Annotated in this window: 14 protein-coding genes and 1 pseudogene; 6 read left to right on the plus strand and 9 right to left on the minus strand. The window is 68.8% G+C overall.

Features of this window, described 5'->3' with window-relative positions; genetic code table 11:
* Nucleotides 1–50: 50 nt before the first annotated feature.
* From F618_RS0111515 to F618_RS0111525, 3 genes are read left to right on the plus strand one after another with little or no spacing between them, the layout of a single operon-like run.
* Nucleotides 51–323, plus strand: coding sequence for a PP0621 family protein (locus F618_RS0111515; RefSeq protein WP_018168003.1), 273 nt, complete (start codon nt 51–53; stop codon nt 321–323).
* A 9-nt stretch (nt 324–332) separates the two neighbouring features.
* Nucleotides 333–1,970 carry a PAS domain-containing sensor histidine kinase gene (locus tag F618_RS0111520; RefSeq protein ID WP_019568624.1) on the plus strand — a complete coding sequence of 546 codons (1,638 nt, stop codon included), beginning with the start codon at nt 333–335 and terminating at the stop codon, nt 1,968–1,970.
* Nucleotides 1,967–3,361: a sigma-54 dependent transcriptional regulator gene (locus F618_RS0111525; RefSeq protein WP_019563869.1), complete on the plus strand. Its 1,395-nt coding sequence runs from the start codon at nt 1,967–1,969 to the stop codon at nt 3,359–3,361. Before F618_RS0111520 ends, F618_RS0111525 begins: the two co-directional genes overlap by 4 nt.
* 12 nt (nt 3,362–3,373) lie before the next feature.
* Here F618_RS0111525 and F618_RS0111530 read toward each other — a convergent pair whose 3' ends face one another.
* From F618_RS0111530 to F618_RS0111540, 3 genes are all read right to left on the minus strand, one after another.
* Nucleotides 3,374–3,595 carry a hypothetical protein gene (locus F618_RS0111530; RefSeq protein WP_018950603.1) on the minus strand — a complete coding sequence of 74 codons (222 nt, stop codon included), beginning with the start codon at nt 3,593–3,595 and terminating at the stop codon, nt 3,374–3,376.
* A gap of 315 nt (nt 3,596–3,910) precedes the next feature.
* The gene (gene hrpB, locus F618_RS0111535) at nt 3,911–6,418 is read right to left on the minus strand and encodes an ATP-dependent helicase HrpB (RefSeq protein WP_019568625.1); all 2,508 of its coding nucleotides are present in this window, start codon (nt 6,416–6,418) and stop codon (nt 3,911–3,913) included.
* A 7-nt stretch (nt 6,419–6,425) separates the two neighbouring features.
* Nucleotides 6,426–7,619, minus strand: a complete 1,194-nt coding sequence (locus F618_RS0111540) for an efflux RND transporter periplasmic adaptor subunit (protein WP_019568626.1) — start codon at nt 7,617–7,619, stop codon at nt 6,426–6,428.
* 444 nt (nt 7,620–8,063) lie between these two features.
* Here F618_RS0111540 and F618_RS16635 point away from each other — a divergent pair.
* Nucleotides 8,064–8,324, plus strand: a pseudogene (locus F618_RS16635) (hypothetical protein).
* A 596-nt stretch (nt 8,325–8,920) separates the two neighbouring features.
* Here the strand turns inward: F618_RS16635 and F618_RS0111545 are convergent.
* The 3 genes from F618_RS0111545 to F618_RS16225 are packed head-to-tail and all read right to left on the minus strand — an operon-like array spanning nt 8,921 to nt 12,222.
* Nucleotides 8,921–11,281 (minus strand): ABC transporter permease, encoded by a 2,361-nt coding sequence (locus F618_RS0111545; RefSeq protein ID WP_019568627.1) that lies wholly within the window; start codon nt 11,279–11,281, stop codon nt 8,921–8,923.
* 18 nt (nt 11,282–11,299) lie between these two features.
* Nucleotides 11,300–12,049: an ABC transporter ATP-binding protein gene (locus tag F618_RS0111550; protein WP_018938022.1), complete on the minus strand. Its 750-nt coding sequence runs from the start codon at nt 12,047–12,049 to the stop codon at nt 11,300–11,302.
* On the minus strand, nt 12,046–12,222 hold the full coding sequence (locus tag F618_RS16225) for a hypothetical protein (RefSeq protein ID WP_019568628.1): 177 nt from the start codon (nt 12,220–12,222) through the stop codon (nt 12,046–12,048). Before F618_RS16225 ends, F618_RS0111550 begins: the two co-directional genes overlap by 4 nt.
* 853 nt (nt 12,223–13,075) lie before the next feature.
* On the opposite strand from F618_RS16225, the gene F618_RS0111560 reads away from it, so the two are divergent.
* Complete coding sequence (locus F618_RS0111560; RefSeq protein ID WP_018146342.1) at nt 13,076–14,008, plus strand: carbohydrate kinase family protein; 933 nt, start codon at nt 13,076–13,078, stop codon at nt 14,006–14,008.
* 404 nt (nt 14,009–14,412) lie between these two features.
* Here F618_RS0111560 and F618_RS0111565 read toward each other — a convergent pair whose 3' ends face one another.
* From F618_RS0111565 to F618_RS0111575, 3 genes are all read right to left on the minus strand, one after another.
* Nucleotides 14,413–14,667, minus strand: coding sequence for a type II toxin-antitoxin system mRNA interferase toxin, RelE/StbE family (locus F618_RS0111565; RefSeq protein ID WP_019563873.1), 255 nt, complete (start codon nt 14,665–14,667; stop codon nt 14,413–14,415).
* A complete protein-coding gene (locus tag F618_RS0111570; protein ID WP_018146344.1) occupies nt 14,664–14,924 on the minus strand; it encodes a type II toxin-antitoxin system Phd/YefM family antitoxin in 261 nt (86 codons plus the stop codon). The genes F618_RS0111565 and F618_RS0111570 overlap by 4 nt, the downstream gene beginning before the upstream one ends.
* A 404-nt stretch (nt 14,925–15,328) precedes the next feature.
* A complete protein-coding gene (locus F618_RS0111575; protein WP_019568629.1) occupies nt 15,329–15,805 on the minus strand; it encodes a YbhB/YbcL family Raf kinase inhibitor-like protein in 477 nt (158 codons plus the stop codon).
* A 116-nt stretch (nt 15,806–15,921) separates the two neighbouring features.
* On the opposite strand from F618_RS0111575, the gene F618_RS0111580 reads away from it, so the two are divergent.
* Complete coding sequence (locus F618_RS0111580) at nt 15,922–16,359, plus strand: hypothetical protein (RefSeq protein WP_019568630.1); 438 nt, start codon at nt 15,922–15,924, stop codon at nt 16,357–16,359.
* Nucleotides 16,360–16,743: the final 384 nt, after the last annotated feature.

The following is a 16,743-nucleotide window of genomic DNA, read 5'->3' on the forward strand; positions in this document are numbered from 1 at the left end:
GGCGTCTACGCGGACGTGCACATTAATCAGTGTTTCCCTAGAATCACGCCATGCGCCTGCTGCTACTGATCGTCGCCATCGTCGCCGTGTTCCTTGCGGTGCGCACCCTCGTGCGCTCCACCAGCAACCGCAAGCAGGTCCGCCAGGATGAACGGCCCGAACGCCTGAAAGAGGGCGGCGCGGTAATCCGCTGCGCCTTCTGCGGCGTGCACGTGCCGGAGGCCGAGGCCTACCGCGACGGCGACCGCCTCTACTGCTCGCCGCAGCACGCCGAGGTCGACCGCAACCGCTCGGACGCCGACTCCCGCACCGAAGACGACTGACCCTCGTCCATGGATAACCAGTCCGGGGGGGACACGCCGATCGACGCCGACACCCGGCGTTCCGCCTGGCTTTTCGCGCTCTACCGGGTCTTTGTCGCGGCGGTCCTGCTACTACTCGGGCTGTTCCCGGATACCCCGCTGGGGCTGCATCTCGTCACCCCCCAGTTCTACGCGGTCATCGCCACCGCCTATCTCGCGTTTGCGCTCGTCGCCGCCGCCTTCGCCTGGCGCTGCACCCACAATCCGGACACCACCAGCCTCACCCGTATCGCGTTGATCGGCGGCGCCGGCGACGGCATCGGCCTGATCGCGTTGCTGATCGTCTCCGGAGGGGTTGGCACCGGCATTGGCCTTCTGCTGGTCCCGGCCCTGGTGGCGGCCGTGCTGCTCTCCAGCGCACGCTTCGCCCTGACCCTCGCCGCGATCGCCACCCTGGCCCTGTTGCTGGCCGAGGGCGTGAGCGCACTATTCCTGCACCCCGCCGATACCGCCATCACCCAGGCGGGGCTGCTGGGTGCCACCCTGTTTGCGGCCGGTCTGCTGGCCCGCCAGTTCGCCCGCCGGGCCGGCGAGACCCGCGCCCAGGTGGAACGCCAGGAGGTGGACCTGGCCAACCTGGCCGAACTGAACGCCCAGATCATCGCGCGCATGAGCGCCGGTGTCATCGCGGTCGACCCGGACGGGTACATCCGCTCCATCAACGAGGCCGCGCGGCGTCTGCTCCCCCCGCGGCCGGGACGCCACCTGTCGTCCCTGTCGCCCTCGGTGGCACGCGTGATCCGCGACTGGCAGCGCAACGGCATGCCCACAACCAGCCAGCAGCTGCCGGGCGACCGCGACCAGCCGGCCCTGCGGATCCGTCTGGCCCCGCTGGGTGACCGCGGCGACCAGGGCAGTCTGCTGATCCTGGAGGACGCCGCCGAACTCCAGCGCCAGGCCCAGGCCGGCAAGCTGCAGGCCCTCGGCCGCCTGACCGCCAGCATTGCCCACGAGATCCGCAACCCCCTGGGAGCCATTAGCCACAGCGCGCAGCTGCTCGGCGAATCGCCGGATCTCAAGCCTCACGACCAGCGCCTGCTCGACATCATCAACAACCAGAGCAAGCGCGTGAACGAACTGATCTCCAACGTCCTCAGCCTGTCACGCAGGGACGCCGGAGGACGCGAGCGGCTGAACCTTCAGGAGACCCTGGATCGCTTCGCCGAGGAGTTCTGCGGTGCGCTGCAGTTGCCGCGAGAGACCCTGCATGCGCGCATCGAACCGGCCGATTCCGAGATCCAGTTCGACCCCTCCCAGCTCAACCAGATCCTGTGGAACCTGTGCAGCAATGCGCGCATCCATGGCGGCCACGATCAGCCCGACAGCCCGCCCATCGTGCTGCGCGGCGGCGCCGGCCAGGTCGCGCGGGTGGTCAGTCTGGACGTGATCGACGCCGGGCCGGGCATCTCTGCCGAACAGGAAAAGGACCTGTTCGAACCGTTCGTCTCCGGGCGTGCCGGGGGCACCGGCCTTGGCCTGTACATCTCGCGCATGCTGTGCGAAAACAACGGGGCGTCGCTGGAATACGTCCACACACCCATCGGCGGCTGCTTCCGGATCCTGTTCGCCCCCCTGGAAACCGATTCGCCAAAGGAACAAGGCGCATGAGCATCCGCCACGTGCTGGTCGTGGACGACGAACCCGACATCTGCGAACTTCTCGAGATCACCCTGGCCCGCATGGGCCTTGAGGCCACCACGGCCACCCGCCTCGAGCCGGCCCGCGCCCTGATCGCCGAACACGACTTTGACCTGTGCCTGACCGACATGCGCCTGCCGGACGGCGACGGGCTGGACCTCGTCCGCCACATCCAGAGCGAACGCCCGGAGCTCCCCGTGGCCGTCATCACCGCCCACGGCAGCGTGGATACCGCCGTCCTGGCGCTGAAGCTGGGCGCCTTCGACTTCGTCAGCAAGCCGGTGGACCTGAAACAGCTGCGCGAACTGATCGACGCGGCCCTGCGCCTGGAGCCGGCTGCCTCGATCGCGGAAGAGCCCGGCGACGACGCCACCCCGGCTACCCCCGATGACAGCCCGCTGCTGGGCCAGTCCGAGCCCATGCAGCGTCTGCGCGCCACCATCCACAAGCTGGCGCGCAGCCAGGCCCCGGTGTTCATCTCCGGAGAGTCCGGATCCGGCAAGGAGCTGGTCGCGCGCGAAATCCACCGCCTCGGCCCGCGCGCCGAACGTCCATTCGTGCCGGTCAACTGCGGCGCCATCCCCGGCGAGCTGATGGAGAGCGAATTCTTCGGCCACCGCAAGGGCGCGTTCACCGGCGCCACCCAGGACCATACCGGTCTGTTCCAGTCCGCCGACGGCGGCACGCTGTTCCTCGACGAGGTCGCCGACCTGCCGCTGCCGATGCAGGTGAAGCTCCTGCGCGCCATCCAGGAACGCGCCATCAAGCCGGTCGGTGGCACCCGCGAGATCCCGGTCGACGTCCGCATCCTCAGCGCCACCCACCACGACCTGGAAAAGGCCGTGCGCGAGGGCCGCTTTCGCCAGGATCTCTACTACCGCCTGAACGTGATCGAGCTGAAGGTGCCGCCGTTACGCGCGCGCCGCGGCGACATCGAACGCCTGGCCACGCGCATCCTGCAACGCATCGGCGAGCAGTGGCAGACCGGCGACCTGGAGCTGGCACCCGACGCCCTCGCGGCCCTGCAGGGGCACGGCTTCCCCGGCAACGTCCGCGAGCTGGAGAACATTCTGGAACGCGCCGCCACGCTGTGCGAAGGGCCGCTGATCCGCGCCGGCAACATCGACCTGCCGGCGAACGGTCTGGGCACCGAACCCACCCCGGGCGCGGAGTACGGCGAACCCGAGAACGGCCTCGACGGCGCGGAGAGCGCCCTGGACGACCAGCTCGCCGCGCAGGAACGCCAGGCCATCGCGACCGCCCTGCAGCAGACCGGCGGCAACCGCACCGCCGCCGCACGCCTGCTCGGCCTCAGCTTTCGCCAGTTGCGCTATCGCCTGAAGAAACTCGGGATCGAGTAGTCAAAACCCGGCCTACAACAGCTCGAACCACTCGTTCAGGGCAAACCAGATCACGTAGCCGCCGTACAGCAGCAGGAAGATGACACTGAGCACCGTGATCGGGCGAAACCCCTTCACGTCTACCTGATAGGACACATCCTCCCCCCGCGCACGGCGGCGGCGCACATCCATCCAGCGCGACACCCGCCACCAGACGAACAGCAGGATCAGGATCACGGTCAGAAACTTCAGCATCGGGGTTCGCTTCCTCGCACGGGACTCGCAACAGAGCTGAACGCGACACTACCGGAGAACGCCCGCCGCCGCATCGTCCCCACCACCCCGCGCCCCAAGTGCTGCCTGGCGCCCATCACCCCGGCGTCATCCCGGCCGCAGCCCAGCGAAGAGCCGGGATCTCCGCGGCCATGGCCACCCCGACGCCCGAGATCCCGGATAACCGCTCCGCGGTTTCCGGGATGACGACACAGGGGGTCACGCGCGGCGTCCCGCGTTGTGCTGACCTCTGTGGGAGCCTGCTTGCAGGCGAAGCCCCCGCCAAACCTTAACTGCCTACCCACGCCGCTTCGCATGCCGCGTGGCCGGCGCATTCCACGGATCCTCCGGCCACGGGTGTTTCGGGTAACGGCCCTTCAGCTCGCGCCGCACCTCCGGGTAGCCGTTCTCCCAGAAACTCTTCAGATCCTGGGTGACCTGCACCGGGCGCCGCGCCGGCGACAGCAGGTGCAGCACCAGCGCCACGCGACCTCCGGCCACCGCGGGCGTTTCCTCCAGGCCGAACAGCTCCTGCAGCTTCACCGCCAGCACCGGCGGGTCCTGCGTGTAATCCACACGGTGGGCGGAACCGGAAGGCACCGCGATACGGGCCGGCGCCTCGCGCTCCAGTCGCTGCTGATGCTCCCAGTCCAGCCGCGCGCGCAGGATCGCCACCAGGTCCAGCCGGTCCAGATCGCGCAGCCGCGTCATTCCGGCCAGGTACGGCCCCAGCCAGTCCTCGAGACCGGCGAGTAACGCGGCGTCACCCATGTCGGGAAAGTCCGCCTCCGGCATCGCCTGATGCAGCAGCTGGATGCGCGCGCGCAGCTGGGTCGCCGCGTCATCCCAAGGCAGCAGCGCCAGCCCTTCGCGGCGCATCCGTTCACACCAGCGCGGGATCGTGGACGCGGGGTCGTCCAGCGCGACCATCTGCCGCTCGACCACCAACGTGCCAATGCGGCGGATGCGCGCGTTCTCCAGCCGCGCCCCGTCCTCCACCCAGTCGCAACGCGTCTCGCGGTGGAAAAGCTCCGGGGCCTCGCGCTCCAGCGCGGCGAGGTCCAGCGCCACCGCGCAGCGGATACGTGCCTCGCGTTCGGCGTCGGTGCAGTCCACCGCCACCAAGTACTCGGCATGCGCCAGGCGCTCGCGCTCCGACAGCAACGCCCCGCGGCCATTGCCCATCACGAAGCGCCCGGCCTGCCCGCCGCGTGGCCGCGCGATGCGTTCGGGCCAGGCCAGCGCAGCCAGCACCCCCAGCGCCACACCCTCGTCCAGTACGGATTCTGCTGCGCCGGCGCTGTCGTCCAGCCGCGCCAGGGCCTGCTCAAGCCGCCGCAGCCCGGACTTCCAGGCGCGGCCGCCCGCACGCCGTGCCTGCACCAGGCGCTCCCCCAGTTCCAGCGGGGTACCCGGCCCGGCCATTCCCGGCTCCTCGACCACCACCGCCAGCTCGCAGGCCAGACGCGAGAGGCCCCGCTCGCGCGCCCGCAGCAGCATGTGCGCCAGGCGCGGATGCGTCGGCAGCCGCAGCAGGGCGCGGCCGTGACCGGTGATCCGCCCTTCGGCGTCCAGCGCGCCCAGCTCCGCGAGGATTGCCTGCGCGGCGGCCATGCCGTGCGCCGGCGGCGGCTCCAGCCAGTCGAGTTCGGCCACCGCCTCGCCCCAGCCGGCCAGCTCCAGGGCCAGCGGCAGCAGATCGACCTGTTGCAGTCCGGGTGTCGCGTAGTCCGGGCGCTGTACCTCCTCGGCACGGGCCCACAGCCGGATCGCGACGCCGGGTTCGGTCCGTCCGGCACGGCCGGCGCGCTGTTCCGCCGCGGCCTTCGAGGCGGCGACCGTCACCAGTCGCGAAAGCCCGGTCGCGGCATCAAAACGCGGCTCGCGGGATAGCCCCGCGTCGACCACCACGCGCACACCCTCGATGGTCAGGCTGGTCTCGGCAATGTCGGTGGCCAGCACCACCTTGCGCTCGCCTTGCGGGGCCGGGCGCACCGCGCGGTTCTGCTCCTCCGCCGACAGCCGCCCGAACAACGGCGCCACCCGCGCGGGGCCGACCGGCGTCTCCACGGTCTCCCCCAGGCGCGCAGCGACCTCGCGGATCTCGCGCTCGCCGGGCAGAAAGACCAGGGCGGAACCCGGCTCGGCCTCCAGTGCCTCGCGCACCGGCTGCGCCACGGCGTCGGCCAGCGGGGCGTCCTTCTGCGGCGGCGCGTAGCGCACCTCCACGGGGAACTGTCGCCCGCGAGCCCGCAATACGGGCACGGGGTCCGCCTCCGGCCCCGCAAGCAGTCGCGCCACGGCCTCGTCGTCGAGGGTGGCGGACATCACCACGATCCGCAGCTCGGGGCGCAGCAACCGGCGCACCTGCAGCGCGAAGGCCAGCGCCAGTTCGGCCTCGGGCCGGCGCAGGTGGAACTCGTCGAACACGACGGCGCCGACATCCTCCAGCAGCGGGTCGGCCTGGATGCGGCGCAGGAACAGGCCATCGGTGACCAGCTCGACGCGGGTGTTCTCCGAAACCTTCTGCTCGTCGCGCACGCGATAGCCGACCGTCTGCCCGACCGCCTCGCCGCACTGCCCGGCCATGAACGTGGCCGCCATGCGCGCGGCCAGGCGGCGCGGCTGAAGCACGATGACCCGCCCCCCGGATACGGAGTCCGCCAGGTGCAGCGGCACCCGCGTGGTCTTGCCCGCCCCCGGTTCGGCCACCAGCACGGCCGCACCGCGCGTGGCCAGCGCGGCATCCAGCGGACTCAGCAGGTCATCCAGCGCCTCGGGCGAGGCATTCGGGGTTTCGGCCATGGGCAGGTCAGTTTTCGACGACGCGGGTACCGGCCTGCACGCGGTCGCCCGGGCGGGTCACGACGCGCTCGCCTGCCTCCAGGCCCTCCAGGATCTGCGTGGTGAACCCGGAACGGCGACCGACGTCGACCCGGCGCGGCTCGGCGCGCCCGTCCTCGACCACGAACACCGACCAGTCGCCACGGTCGCGGAACAACGTACTGGTCGGCACCTGCAGCACGTCGTCACCCTCCCACAGCAGAAACTCGGCCTCCACGCGGTAGCCAACGGCCAGCCCGGCCAGGCGCGCCTCCACCGCATCCAGATCGAGGATCACCGGCACACGCTGTTCGTCCACGCCCAGCGCGGAGATCTTGGTGAAGCCGAATGGCTGCACCCGACGCACCGTGGCGTCCAGCTTCGCATCACGACCCCAGTCGGTCAGGCGCACACGCATCCCCGGTACCACGCGCACCGCATCCATCGACAGCAGGTCCACCTGCACCTCCAGGTCGTCCAGATCGCCGACGACCAGTACCGGCTCGCCGGCGCCGATGGTGCCCTCGCAGCAGCGGTAGCGCTCCAGCACTACGCCCTCGGCGGGCGAGCGCACGGACAGGGTATCCGCCTCGGATTCCGGCATCTGGCCGCTGGCGATATCCAGCACCACGCGGGCACTCTCGATCTCGCTGCGCGCGACCTCCACCGCGGACTCGCCCGCGCGCACGGCGGAACGCGCCCGGTCGCGCATCGTCTCCATGCGCTCCATCTCGGTCGCGGACACCGCCCCGCGGTCGAACAACTCCTGGTGGCGGCGATACTCGGACTCCGCGAAACGCGCCTCGGCCCGCAGGTTCTCCAGGTTCGCCTCCGCGCTTTGCAGCCGCGAACGCGCGGCGGCCAGGTTCTCGCGCGCCTGCTCGCGCGAGCGCGCATCCAGCGCCGGCGTCGGCAACGGCTCCAGGCGGAACAACGTATCGCCCAGCGCCACCGCGTCGCCCTCCTCCAGCGCCACCCGATGCAGATAGCCCGCAATCGGCGCCGACACGGTGTAGGTGTCGCGCAGCCGGGTACGCCCCTCCTCGCGCACGGTCTCCTCGAAGGAGCCCTTGTGCACCTCGCTGAGCGACACCGGCACCGGCTGCGGCCGCAGCGCCCACACCAGTGCGGCCACCCCCGCCAGCACCACCAGCCCGATCGTGATCCGCTTCTTCATCGCCATGCCTTCAGTCTCGCAAATCCTGCTGTCGGGCGCTCCCCCATGCACTCGCATGCCTGCGGCAAGTCGGCACAGCGACGTCCCTTTTACGGGGCCCAGTCCAGCCGCCTTGTGGTGGCTGGCCCGGGTTCGTCATCGGGTGTTTACGTGCCTTCGTCCGGCCGCCTGCCAGGCGCTCTCTCGCGAGCGCACCGCGCCCGTTGTTGATCAAAAACTGGCTTCTTTGCTCGTGCAAAGAAGTACCCAAGAAACACGCCCGACTGCCGCGACCCCGGCCCGCTGCGCGGGCCGGGGTTTCCCTCGCTCCGAGGCTTTTCGCGGGCGGCGCTGAACTCGCTACGCTCAGACATCCAGCGCCTTGAATCCCGCGAAAAGCCTCTCCACTCGGCGCGACGACAACGGGGAGGCAGGTCAAAACAACGGCTATCCCAGCGCTATGGCTAATAGATGATGGCTAGGCTTTCGGACATCTTCGCACGCTCGGCCTTTGGCCATGGCGTGCCGCGCCCGCGAAGCGGGCGCCGGGGGCTTTCGTAGGATGCCGATGAGCGTAGCGAATCGCATCAGGGTTTCGCACGACGTTGGGAGTGGTGCGTTTCGCTGGGCTCAACCGCACCCTACGGGATGCCGCCTGTTTTGACTTTCCCCTCCCGTATGCAGCCCCTTGCGGAAGGGTCCTCGGGCCGGGAGAAGGCGCTGGATGTCTGAGCGAAGCGCAGCGTAGCGAGTTCAGCGCCGCCGGTCCGAGGGCCCTGGAGCAAGGTTCCCGGGCGGAATCCGGGTGTCCTTCTTTGGGTCCTTTCTTGGACAAGCAAGAAAGGACCTCGCGGTGCGCTCGCGAGAGAGCGCGTGGCAGGCGGCCCGACGAAGGCTCCGTAAACACCAGATGCCGAACCGGGGCCAGCCACAACAAGGCACGCGGCCGAACGCAGCGAGTAAAGATCCGCAACCACCGTCACAAGCCCCGTCATTGCGAGGAGCGCAGCGCCGAAGCAACCTCCGAAAGCGGGCAATGCGTTCAAGATCTGGCTGCGCTGGTTCCGGATGGAGATTACTCGCTGCGCTCACCTTTCAGGTCGGCCTGCGGCCGTTCAACGCAGCTCCGCTGCTTTTGTGCCACGTCGCCTTCGGCTCCTCGCAATGACGGGATCGAGCGCGGCGGAAGAACATCGTCATTGCGAGGCCACGCAGGGGCCGTGGCAATCTCCTGAAGCTGACACCGACGGGGGATCCTGTGATTTCGGACGGAGATTACTCACTGCGCTCCTCGCAATGACGGCTGGCCTGTTCGGTCCCTCGGAATGTCATTCCGCTGCCTTCAGGGCCTGTACGCGGTCGAGGCTCTGCAGGCGCCGCCAGGCGAGGAACGCGGTCAGGCTGGCCGCCACCAGAATGCCCAGCGCGGCGAAGCCGTAGGCCTGCGGCGTGATCACCAGCGGTACACGCATCAAATCCATCGCGAAGGCCTGGTTCAGCAGCCAGGCGAAACCGGTGCCGGTGAGCCAGGCGACCGGGATCGCCGCCAGCGTCAGCACGGCGATCTCGCCCAGCAGGATCCAGCTCACCTGGCCGCGCGAGTAGCCGAGCACCTCCAGCGTCGCCAGGTCACGGGCGCGTTCGGCATAGGTGATGCGCGCGTTGTTGTAGGTCACGGCGAAGGCGATGGACACCGCCAGCGCCACGAACACCAGGGCGAACACGATGATGGTCTCGCCGATGTATTCGCGGATGTTGCGCTCGGCTTCCGCGATCAGACCGACGCTGGCAACGCGCGGCCGATCGGACAGACTGCGGAACAGGGCCTCCTCCTGTGCACGGTCGGTCAGCAGCCAGGCCCCGGAGACGGCCGGCCCCTCGCCGATCAGGCGATTCAGGGCCGGGCGGTACATGTAGGCGCCAACGCCGATCGGCTCCTCCACCACCCCGGCCAGCGGCACCGAGACCGTGCGCCGGCGTCCCTCCAGGATCTCCAGCTCCACCGGATCGCCGACGCGCAACCCCAGCTGCTCCGCCAGGTAGTCGGTCAGCAGGATGCCTTCGTCCGGCAGGCGACCGCGCCCGCCCGCCATCGGCAGCTGACGCAGGCGCGGTTCCGCGTCCAGACCCAGCAGGCGCACGCGTTCCTCGCGGTTCACCCCGACCAGGCGCACCGGCACCGCGCGGAAGGTCTCCACCGCCAGCACGCCCGGCTCGTGGCGCAGCTCCCCGGCCACCCGCGCCGGCACCGGGTCGGTGAACTGCAAGTCGATGTCCATCTGCAGGACCTGGCCGTACTGGGTATCCAGCATCTGGTCCACGGCGTTCAGCTGGTAGGCGCCCATCAGCAGCAGTCCGCCGGACAGACCGATGCCGATCACCGACAGCACGGACTTCAGCCGGTGGCGCGCGAGGTTGCGCAGGATGATGCGGGTCGGCTGGTCCAGCCCGCGCCACGCCGCCGTGCGCTCCATCCAGCCGCGGTGAAAACGTTCCGGTGCCGGTGGGCGCATGGCCTCGGCCGGGGCCATGCGCACCGCCTGCCACACCGCGCGGAAGGTGCCGAGCATGGCCGCGCCCATCGCCACGGCTACCGCCAGCACCATCACCCAGGGCTGCAGGCGAAAGCTCATCGCCGGGAAGCGGAAGTACTCGGCGTAGATGCCGGCCAGGCCCTGCGCGGCCCAGGCCCCGAACGCGAGCCCCAGCGCACAGCCCACCAGCACGATGCCGCCGGTCAGCAGGCCGTAGTGCGCGGCAATCGCGCCATTGCCATAGCCGAAGGCCTTGAGCACCGCGATGGGTTCGCGCTGCGAGCGGATGATGCGCCCGACCACGACGTTCAGCAGGAAGGCCGCCACCGCGAGGAAGATGGTGGGCAGGATCGCCGCCTGGGCGCGCAGCTGGGTCAGCTCCTCGGACAGGAAGCGGTGCGAGAACTGGTCCTCGCGCCCGTAGGCGCCCAGGCCGCCGTAGCGGGCCAGCGCGCGGTCCATGGCCTCGATCACGGGCTCCGGGTCGGCGCCCGCTTGCAGGCTCACGGTGACGGAGTTGAATGCCCCCTCCATGCCGTAGGCGGCCGCCAGCGCACGGCGGTTCATCCACAGGATGCCGTAGCGCTCGTAGTCCGGCAGCAGGTCGGTGGGGCTGATCTGATAGACGAACTCCGGCGACAGCGCGATGCCGCTGATCTGGAGATCGGTCAGGCGCCCGTCGATGATCGCGCGCAGGGCATCCCCGGCGCCCAGCCCGTGCGCCTCGGCGAAGGCCTCGCTGACCACCACCTCGCGCTCGCGGCCCGGCTCGGGCAGCCGGCCCTCGCGCAGGTAGAGCCGGTTCAGCAGCGGCTCGCCCCCGTCCGGCAGGGAGAGCATGGTGCCCCGGATCGGGTCGTCGAAGCCGGCCACCTCCAGGCGCACCGGGGCCTGCACCCGGGTCTCGATCTGGTTGATGCCCGGCGCATCGCGGAAGCGCTCCACCGCGCTCTCCGGCGCGCGCGTGATCTCCGCGAACACGTCGGCGAACTGGTATTCGGAGTAGAAGCGCTCCTTGGTGATGGTCAGGGCGTCGAGGCTGGTCACCGCGATCACCAGCGTCATCACCCCGCTGGCGATCACCAGCGCGATGGCCGCCGCCTGGCCCTTCAGGTGGCCGAGATCGCGCAGGATCTTGCGGTTCAGAGCGCGCACGAGCCGGGACCGGCGCCGCTACCAGTGCAGCGAGGAAGGAGACTGTCGGCTGGCATTCTCGTGGATCTCGCTCACGCGGCCGTCGCTCAGGTGGATCACGCGATCGGCCATCTCGCCGATCACCGCGTTGTGGGTGATGATCGCCACCGTCGTATCCAGGCGCTCGTTGATGTGCTGCAGCACCTCCAGCACGCGGATACCGGTCTTCGAATCCAGCGCGCCGGTCGGCTCGTCGCACAGCAGCACCGCCGGCTGCTTGGCGATCGCGCGGGCGATGGCCACCCGCTGCTGCTCGCCGCCGGAGAGCTGCGAGGGAAAGTGGTCCATGCGGTCCTCCAGCCCGACCAGCGCCAGCGCCTCCTCCGGCGGCATCGGGTCGCGCGAGATCTCGGTGACAATCGCCACGTTCTCGCGCGCCGTCAGGCTGGCGATCAGGTTGTAGAACTGGAAAACGAAACCGACATGGTCCCGGCGAAAGGCCGTCAGCGTGCGCTCGGAGGCCTGCGCCAGATCCTGGTCGCGGTAGCGCACCTCGCCCTCGGACGCGGTATCCAGCCCGCCCATGATGTTCAGCAGCGTCGACTTGCCGGAGCCCGAGGCCCCCAGCATCACCACCAGCTCGCCGGTATAGAGCTCCAGGTCCACCCCGCGCAGGGCGTGGATCGTCACCTCGCCCATGCGGTAGACCTTGGTCACCCCGGCGGCGCGGAAGATCACTTCACGCCCGGCGTGCGGCGCATCCGGAGCGGGCGCCGTGGCTGTATTCATGCCGCCCGGGGCGCAACCGATCCTGATCCAGCGGCCATGCGCTCGGCCGCCGGTGCCGCACCCGTATCGGGCGCGCCGGGCAGGATGCCCCCGTCGCCGTCCAGGCTCATGGACCACAGGCTCAGCAACAACAGCAGGATGATCAGGATCGGGATCAGTACGCGCGGATTCATCAGTCACGCCCTCGCTCGCGGGAATGCCCCCATGCTGCCACAAAGCCCCCGGCACAACGGCACCGCACGCAGCGTGATTACGAGGCGTGCAGCGCCGCCGCAACCTTCGGGGCCGTCCCGGCGCCAACCGGGCAAACGTCGGGGTTCCTGCCGGATGATCGCCACGTCGCCTGCGGCGCCTCGCGATGACGGGGCAACAATCACCGTCATCGCGAGGTGCGTAGCGCCGTGGCGATCTCCACCCAAAACCACCCGATCCCGCCGCACCGCCAGCTTCACCCGATTGCCACGGCGCCTGCGGCTCCTCGCAATGACGGTGCTTTTGCCCCCGTCATTGCGAGGAGCACAGCGACGAAGCAACCTCCGAACGCTGGCAGTTCCTCCAAGATCCGCCTTCGGTGTCAGCTTCAGGAGGTTACTCGCTGCGCTCGCCCTTCGGGGCGCCCTGCGGCGCCCCGCAACGAGGCGCTTCCGGACACCCCGCCCCAACCTTCTGTCATCCCGGCCGAAGCGAAGCGTAGAGCCGGGATCTGCGACGTCAGCGGTGCCACCGTGGGAGATCCCGGATCACCGCTGCGCGGTGTCCGGGATGACGGGGATGGGGCGCACCACATGACGCAGATCCCGGCTCTGCGCTTCGCTTCGGCCGGGATGACAGGGGGTGAAATACCAGCGCGACCCCTGCTTCCATCGCCCCCCGATTTGTTGTTTTGCGCCCAAATACTTACCCTATGCACATCGCACGACCCGTGACCGGCGCGCCATTCGGGCTTCCAGCGCGCGCCACGGGACGTCCTGTGCCGCCTTCAAAGGCGCGCACGACAACGATTTCAGCCAACGCTAAGGAGCAACAATGTCCGCACTGATCTGTGGGTCCATGGCCTACGACACCATCATGGTGTTCCCCGATCGCTTCAAGAACCACATCCTCCCGGACAAGGTGCACATGCTGAATGTGTCCTTCCTGGTCCCGGACATGCGCCGCGAGTTCGGCGGCTGCGCCGGCAACATCGCCTACAACATGAAGCTGCTGGGCGCGGACCCGACGATCATGGCCACCGTGGGCGGCGACTTCACCCCGTACGCCGACTGGATGGACAAGCACGCCATCTCGCGCACGTTCGTCAAGGAGCTGAAGGACACCTACACCGGTCAGGCCTTCATCACCACCGACCAGGACGACAACCAGATCACCGCCTTCCACCCGGGCGCGATGGGCTTCTCGCACCAGCAGAAGGTCACCGACGCCGACGGCATCAAGGTCGGCATCGTCTCCCCGGACGGCCGTGACGGCATGATCGAGCACGCCCAGCAGTTCGCCGACGCCGGCATCCCGTTCATGTTCGACCCGGGCCAGGGCCTGCCGATGTTCGACGGCGACGACCTGAAGCGCTTCATGGAGAACGCCACCTACGCCGCGTTCAACGACTACGAAGCGCAGCTGACCGCCGACCGCACTGGCCTGAGCCTGGAACAGCTGGCCGAGATGGTCGACGCCATGATCGTCACGCGCGGTGGCGAGGGCTCCGACATCTACACCGGCGGCAAGAAGATCACCATCCCGTCGGTCGAACCGGCCGCGATCAAGGATCCGACCGGCTGTGGCGACTCCTACCGCGCCGGCATCCTGTTCGGCCTGGAAAAGGGTTTTGATTGGGAGACCACCGGCCGTATCGCCTCGCTGATCGGCTCGATCAAGATCGCGCACTCCGGCACCCAGAACCACCACTTCACCGCCGAAGAGTTCGCCGACAAGTTCGAAAAGGCCTTCGGCTACCGCTACTAAGCACCCCGCCGCCCCGGGCACCCGCCTGGGAACGCAAAAGGCCCGGACCGAGTTCGCTCGGCCCGGGCCTTTTTTGTGACTGGATGGCGCCAACAACGCCGCCACCCCCTGCCCGCACCAACCGCACCCCCCGTCATCCCGCCCGCAACGCCATACCCCGTCATCCCGGCCATAGCGAAGCGAAGAGCCGGGATCTCCAACGCCAGGCCCACCCCCAACGCCCGAGATCCCGGATAACCGCTTCGCGGTTTCCGGGATGACGCCCTTTTCTCGACCCCCGCAAGCCTTGGCCCCCTGTGGGGGCATCGCTGTAGGAGCGTGCTTGCACGCGAAGCCCCTGCCCGCATCCGGCTCTGGCGGGGGCTTCGCCGCCAAGGCGGCTCCTACAAGACATTCCTACAAGGCTATTCGCCGTAGTGCGTACGCGCCCGGATCACAATCACCAGCAACTGCTCGTCCCGAATCGCGTACACCAGACGGTCCTTGTAGCTGATCCGCAGGGAGTAGTACCCGCGCAGATCACCAACCAGCGCCTTGCCGCAGTACGGGTCAACCGCCACCCGATTGCGCAGGATCTGCTTCACCTTGTCACGCAGCTTCGGCGTCAGACGCCGCAAGTCCTTCTCGGCTTGACGGGTGAACCGAATGGTCCAGGTCACTGCTTCTCCCCGAACACCTCCTCGAAGCCCAGCGTATCGCCCTCATCCGCCTCGCGGCGGCCCTGCTCGAATTCCTGCCGGAAGCCGGGCTCGGAGAGCAGCTCCAGGGTCTCGATCAGGCTGGCGTACTCGTCTTCCGACATCAGCACCGCATCGCCGTTGCGATGCCGGATATGGTAGATCGCGTGCTGTTCGTTCACGCCCTTGATCAGATCGAACAGACCCTTGCGGGCCTCGGTAGCCGTCAGCGTCGTCATCGCCAGTCACCCGAAACGTACATAAAGTGGTACATATCGTGCGCCCGCCGCCCCACCCGGTCAAGACCAAACGGCCCGAAGCGGGATCAGGGCCCAGTAGGAGCGTGCTTGCACGCGAAGCCCCTGCCCGCACCGACCGCTGCCCCCGTCATCCCGGCCGTAGCGAAGCGAAGAGCCGGGATCTCCAACGCCAGCCCAACCCCCAAACGCCCGAGATCCCGGATAACCGCGTTGCGGTTTCCGGGATGACGCCATCTTCCAGACCGCCGCAAGCCCTAGTCACGCCTGTGGGAGCATCCCTGTGGGAGCGTGCTTGCACGCGAAGCCCCTGCCCGCGTCCGACTCTGGCAGGGGCTTCGCCGCCAAGGCGGCTCCTACAGGAAATGCCCCATGCCCCCAAGGCCTCAGTCGCGCTGGTAGGTGCCCACCAGGCGGTTCATGCCGATCACGTGGGGCTCGGCGTGCTCCAGGAACTGCCACAGGGTCAGGCCGGGTGGGAGCTGCAGGTCGGCGTCCAGCGCCAGCAACCAGAAGAAGTAGTGGTGCTTTCCATGGCCCTCGGGCGGCATCGGCCCGCCGTAGCCGGTGCGACCGAAGTCCGTCTGGCCGGTCGCGCCCAGATCGGTCGCCTCGGGGAGGCCATCCAGATTCGGCGGCAGGTTGTACAGCACCCAGTGCACGAAACCGTAGGTGCCCGGCTGGATCAACGGCGCATCCGGGTCATGGCAGATCACCGCCAGGGACCGGGCGCCCTGTGGCACGTCCCGCCACCGCAAGGCAGGCGAGGTATCCTCGCCCTCGCCGCTGTGCCGCTTGGGGATCGGCTGGCCGGGCCCAAAGGCGGAACTCGACAACTGCATCGCGGACAGTGCAAACCCCATGACTGACTCCTTTTCTTTTACCCACCCGCACCGTAACGCCGGCAGCCATCACCCTCCAAGCCACTACATGACCACCGACGCTTGCACACTGCGGACGGCACACGGATGATCCGCGCATGCGCAAGCTACTGAAGAAATGGCTGGGCCCGCGCGATCCGCTGGAGGCCGCCGCTCAGGCCGTTGACCACGGCCGCACGGGCATCGAGACCGTCCTGGGGCTGCCACACCGACTGTCGGTGCCGCTGCTACGCCGCCACTTCGACGACGACGCCGAGCCTTCCGACGCCACCTTCCGCGAGACCGGTCGGGACGGTTACTGGAAGCTACCGCCGCCCGCCCCCGAGTTCGAAGTGCACTTGTACGGCGACCCGGACGGCCGCCTGACGCTGGGCACCATCCGCGGGCACGGCCCGTACGCCGGCCTCGTAGTCTTCAGCGAATGGTCGCCGGATCACCCCGCCGCCGTCTGGCAGCTGCGGGTGGAAGAGCCGGCCGGCGAGTCCGCCCAGGCCCTGCACGACCACCTGCTCGACCCGAGCCGTTCCCCCGAATAGCACGCATCGCCGCATACCATCCGCCCTGGTAGGAGCGTGCTTGCACGCGAAGCCCCTGCCAGAGTTGGACGCGGGCAGGGGCATTCGCGTGCAAGCACGCTCCTGATATGGATTGACCTGTCAACGGTTGGCTATAGCGTTCGATAGAGGCCTCCTTGTTTCAATGTCTTCGGGTCAGGGCACGAGAAGCGAATTGCGACGGTGGATCACTCTGATATACGTGGGTTGGTTACCGACCGGACTTCACTTCGTCGCGGAGCTGCCCTTCTCTACAGTCGAGGGTCGGCCCTTCCGGGGAAGGGCGCACCTCATAGGAGCGCCAGGGGTTCTCCTCACCGGCCTCTCATGCCCTGGCCCGAAGACACTGATCCTGGGGTTCAACCG

It is taken from the genome of Thioalkalivibrio sp. ALMg13-2 (assembly GCF_000381185.1).
GTDB classification, from domain to species: domain Bacteria; phylum Pseudomonadota; class Gammaproteobacteria; order Ectothiorhodospirales; family Ectothiorhodospiraceae; genus Thioalkalivibrio; species Thioalkalivibrio versutus.

Coding starts and splice junctions, on each gene's coding strand:
- F618_RS0111515 (WP_018168003.1), top strand. CDS start 51: ATGCGCCTGCTGCTACTGATCGTCGCCATCGTCGCCGTGTTCCTTGCG.
- F618_RS0111520 (WP_019568624.1), top strand. CDS start 333: ATGGATAACCAGTCCGGGGGGGACACGCCGATCGACGCCGACACCCGG.
- F618_RS0111525 (WP_019563869.1), top strand. CDS start 1,967: ATGAGCATCCGCCACGTGCTGGTCGTGGACGACGAACCCGACATCTGC.
- F618_RS0111530 (WP_018950603.1), bottom strand. CDS start 3,595: ATGCTGAAGTTTCTGACCGTGATCCTGATCCTGCTGTTCGTCTGGTGG.
- hrpB (WP_019568625.1), bottom strand. CDS start 6,418: ATGGCCGAAACCCCGAATGCCTCGCCCGAGGCGCTGGATGACCTGCTG.
- F618_RS0111540 (WP_019568626.1), bottom strand. CDS start 7,619: ATGGCGATGAAGAAGCGGATCACGATCGGGCTGGTGGTGCTGGCGGGG.
- F618_RS0111550 (WP_018938022.1), bottom strand. CDS start 12,049: ATGAATACAGCCACGGCGCCCGCTCCGGATGCGCCGCACGCCGGGCGT.
- F618_RS16225 (WP_019568628.1), bottom strand. CDS start 12,222: ATGAATCCGCGCGTACTGATCCCGATCCTGATCATCCTGCTGTTGTTG.
- F618_RS0111560 (WP_018146342.1), top strand. CDS start 13,076: ATGTCCGCACTGATCTGTGGGTCCATGGCCTACGACACCATCATGGTG.
- F618_RS0111570 (WP_018146344.1), bottom strand. CDS start 14,924: ATGACGACGCTGACGGCTACCGAGGCCCGCAAGGGTCTGTTCGATCTG.
- F618_RS0111575 (WP_019568629.1), bottom strand. CDS start 15,805: ATGGGGTTTGCACTGTCCGCGATGCAGTTGTCGAGTTCCGCCTTTGGG.
- F618_RS0111580 (WP_019568630.1), top strand. CDS start 15,922: ATGCGCAAGCTACTGAAGAAATGGCTGGGCCCGCGCGATCCGCTGGAG.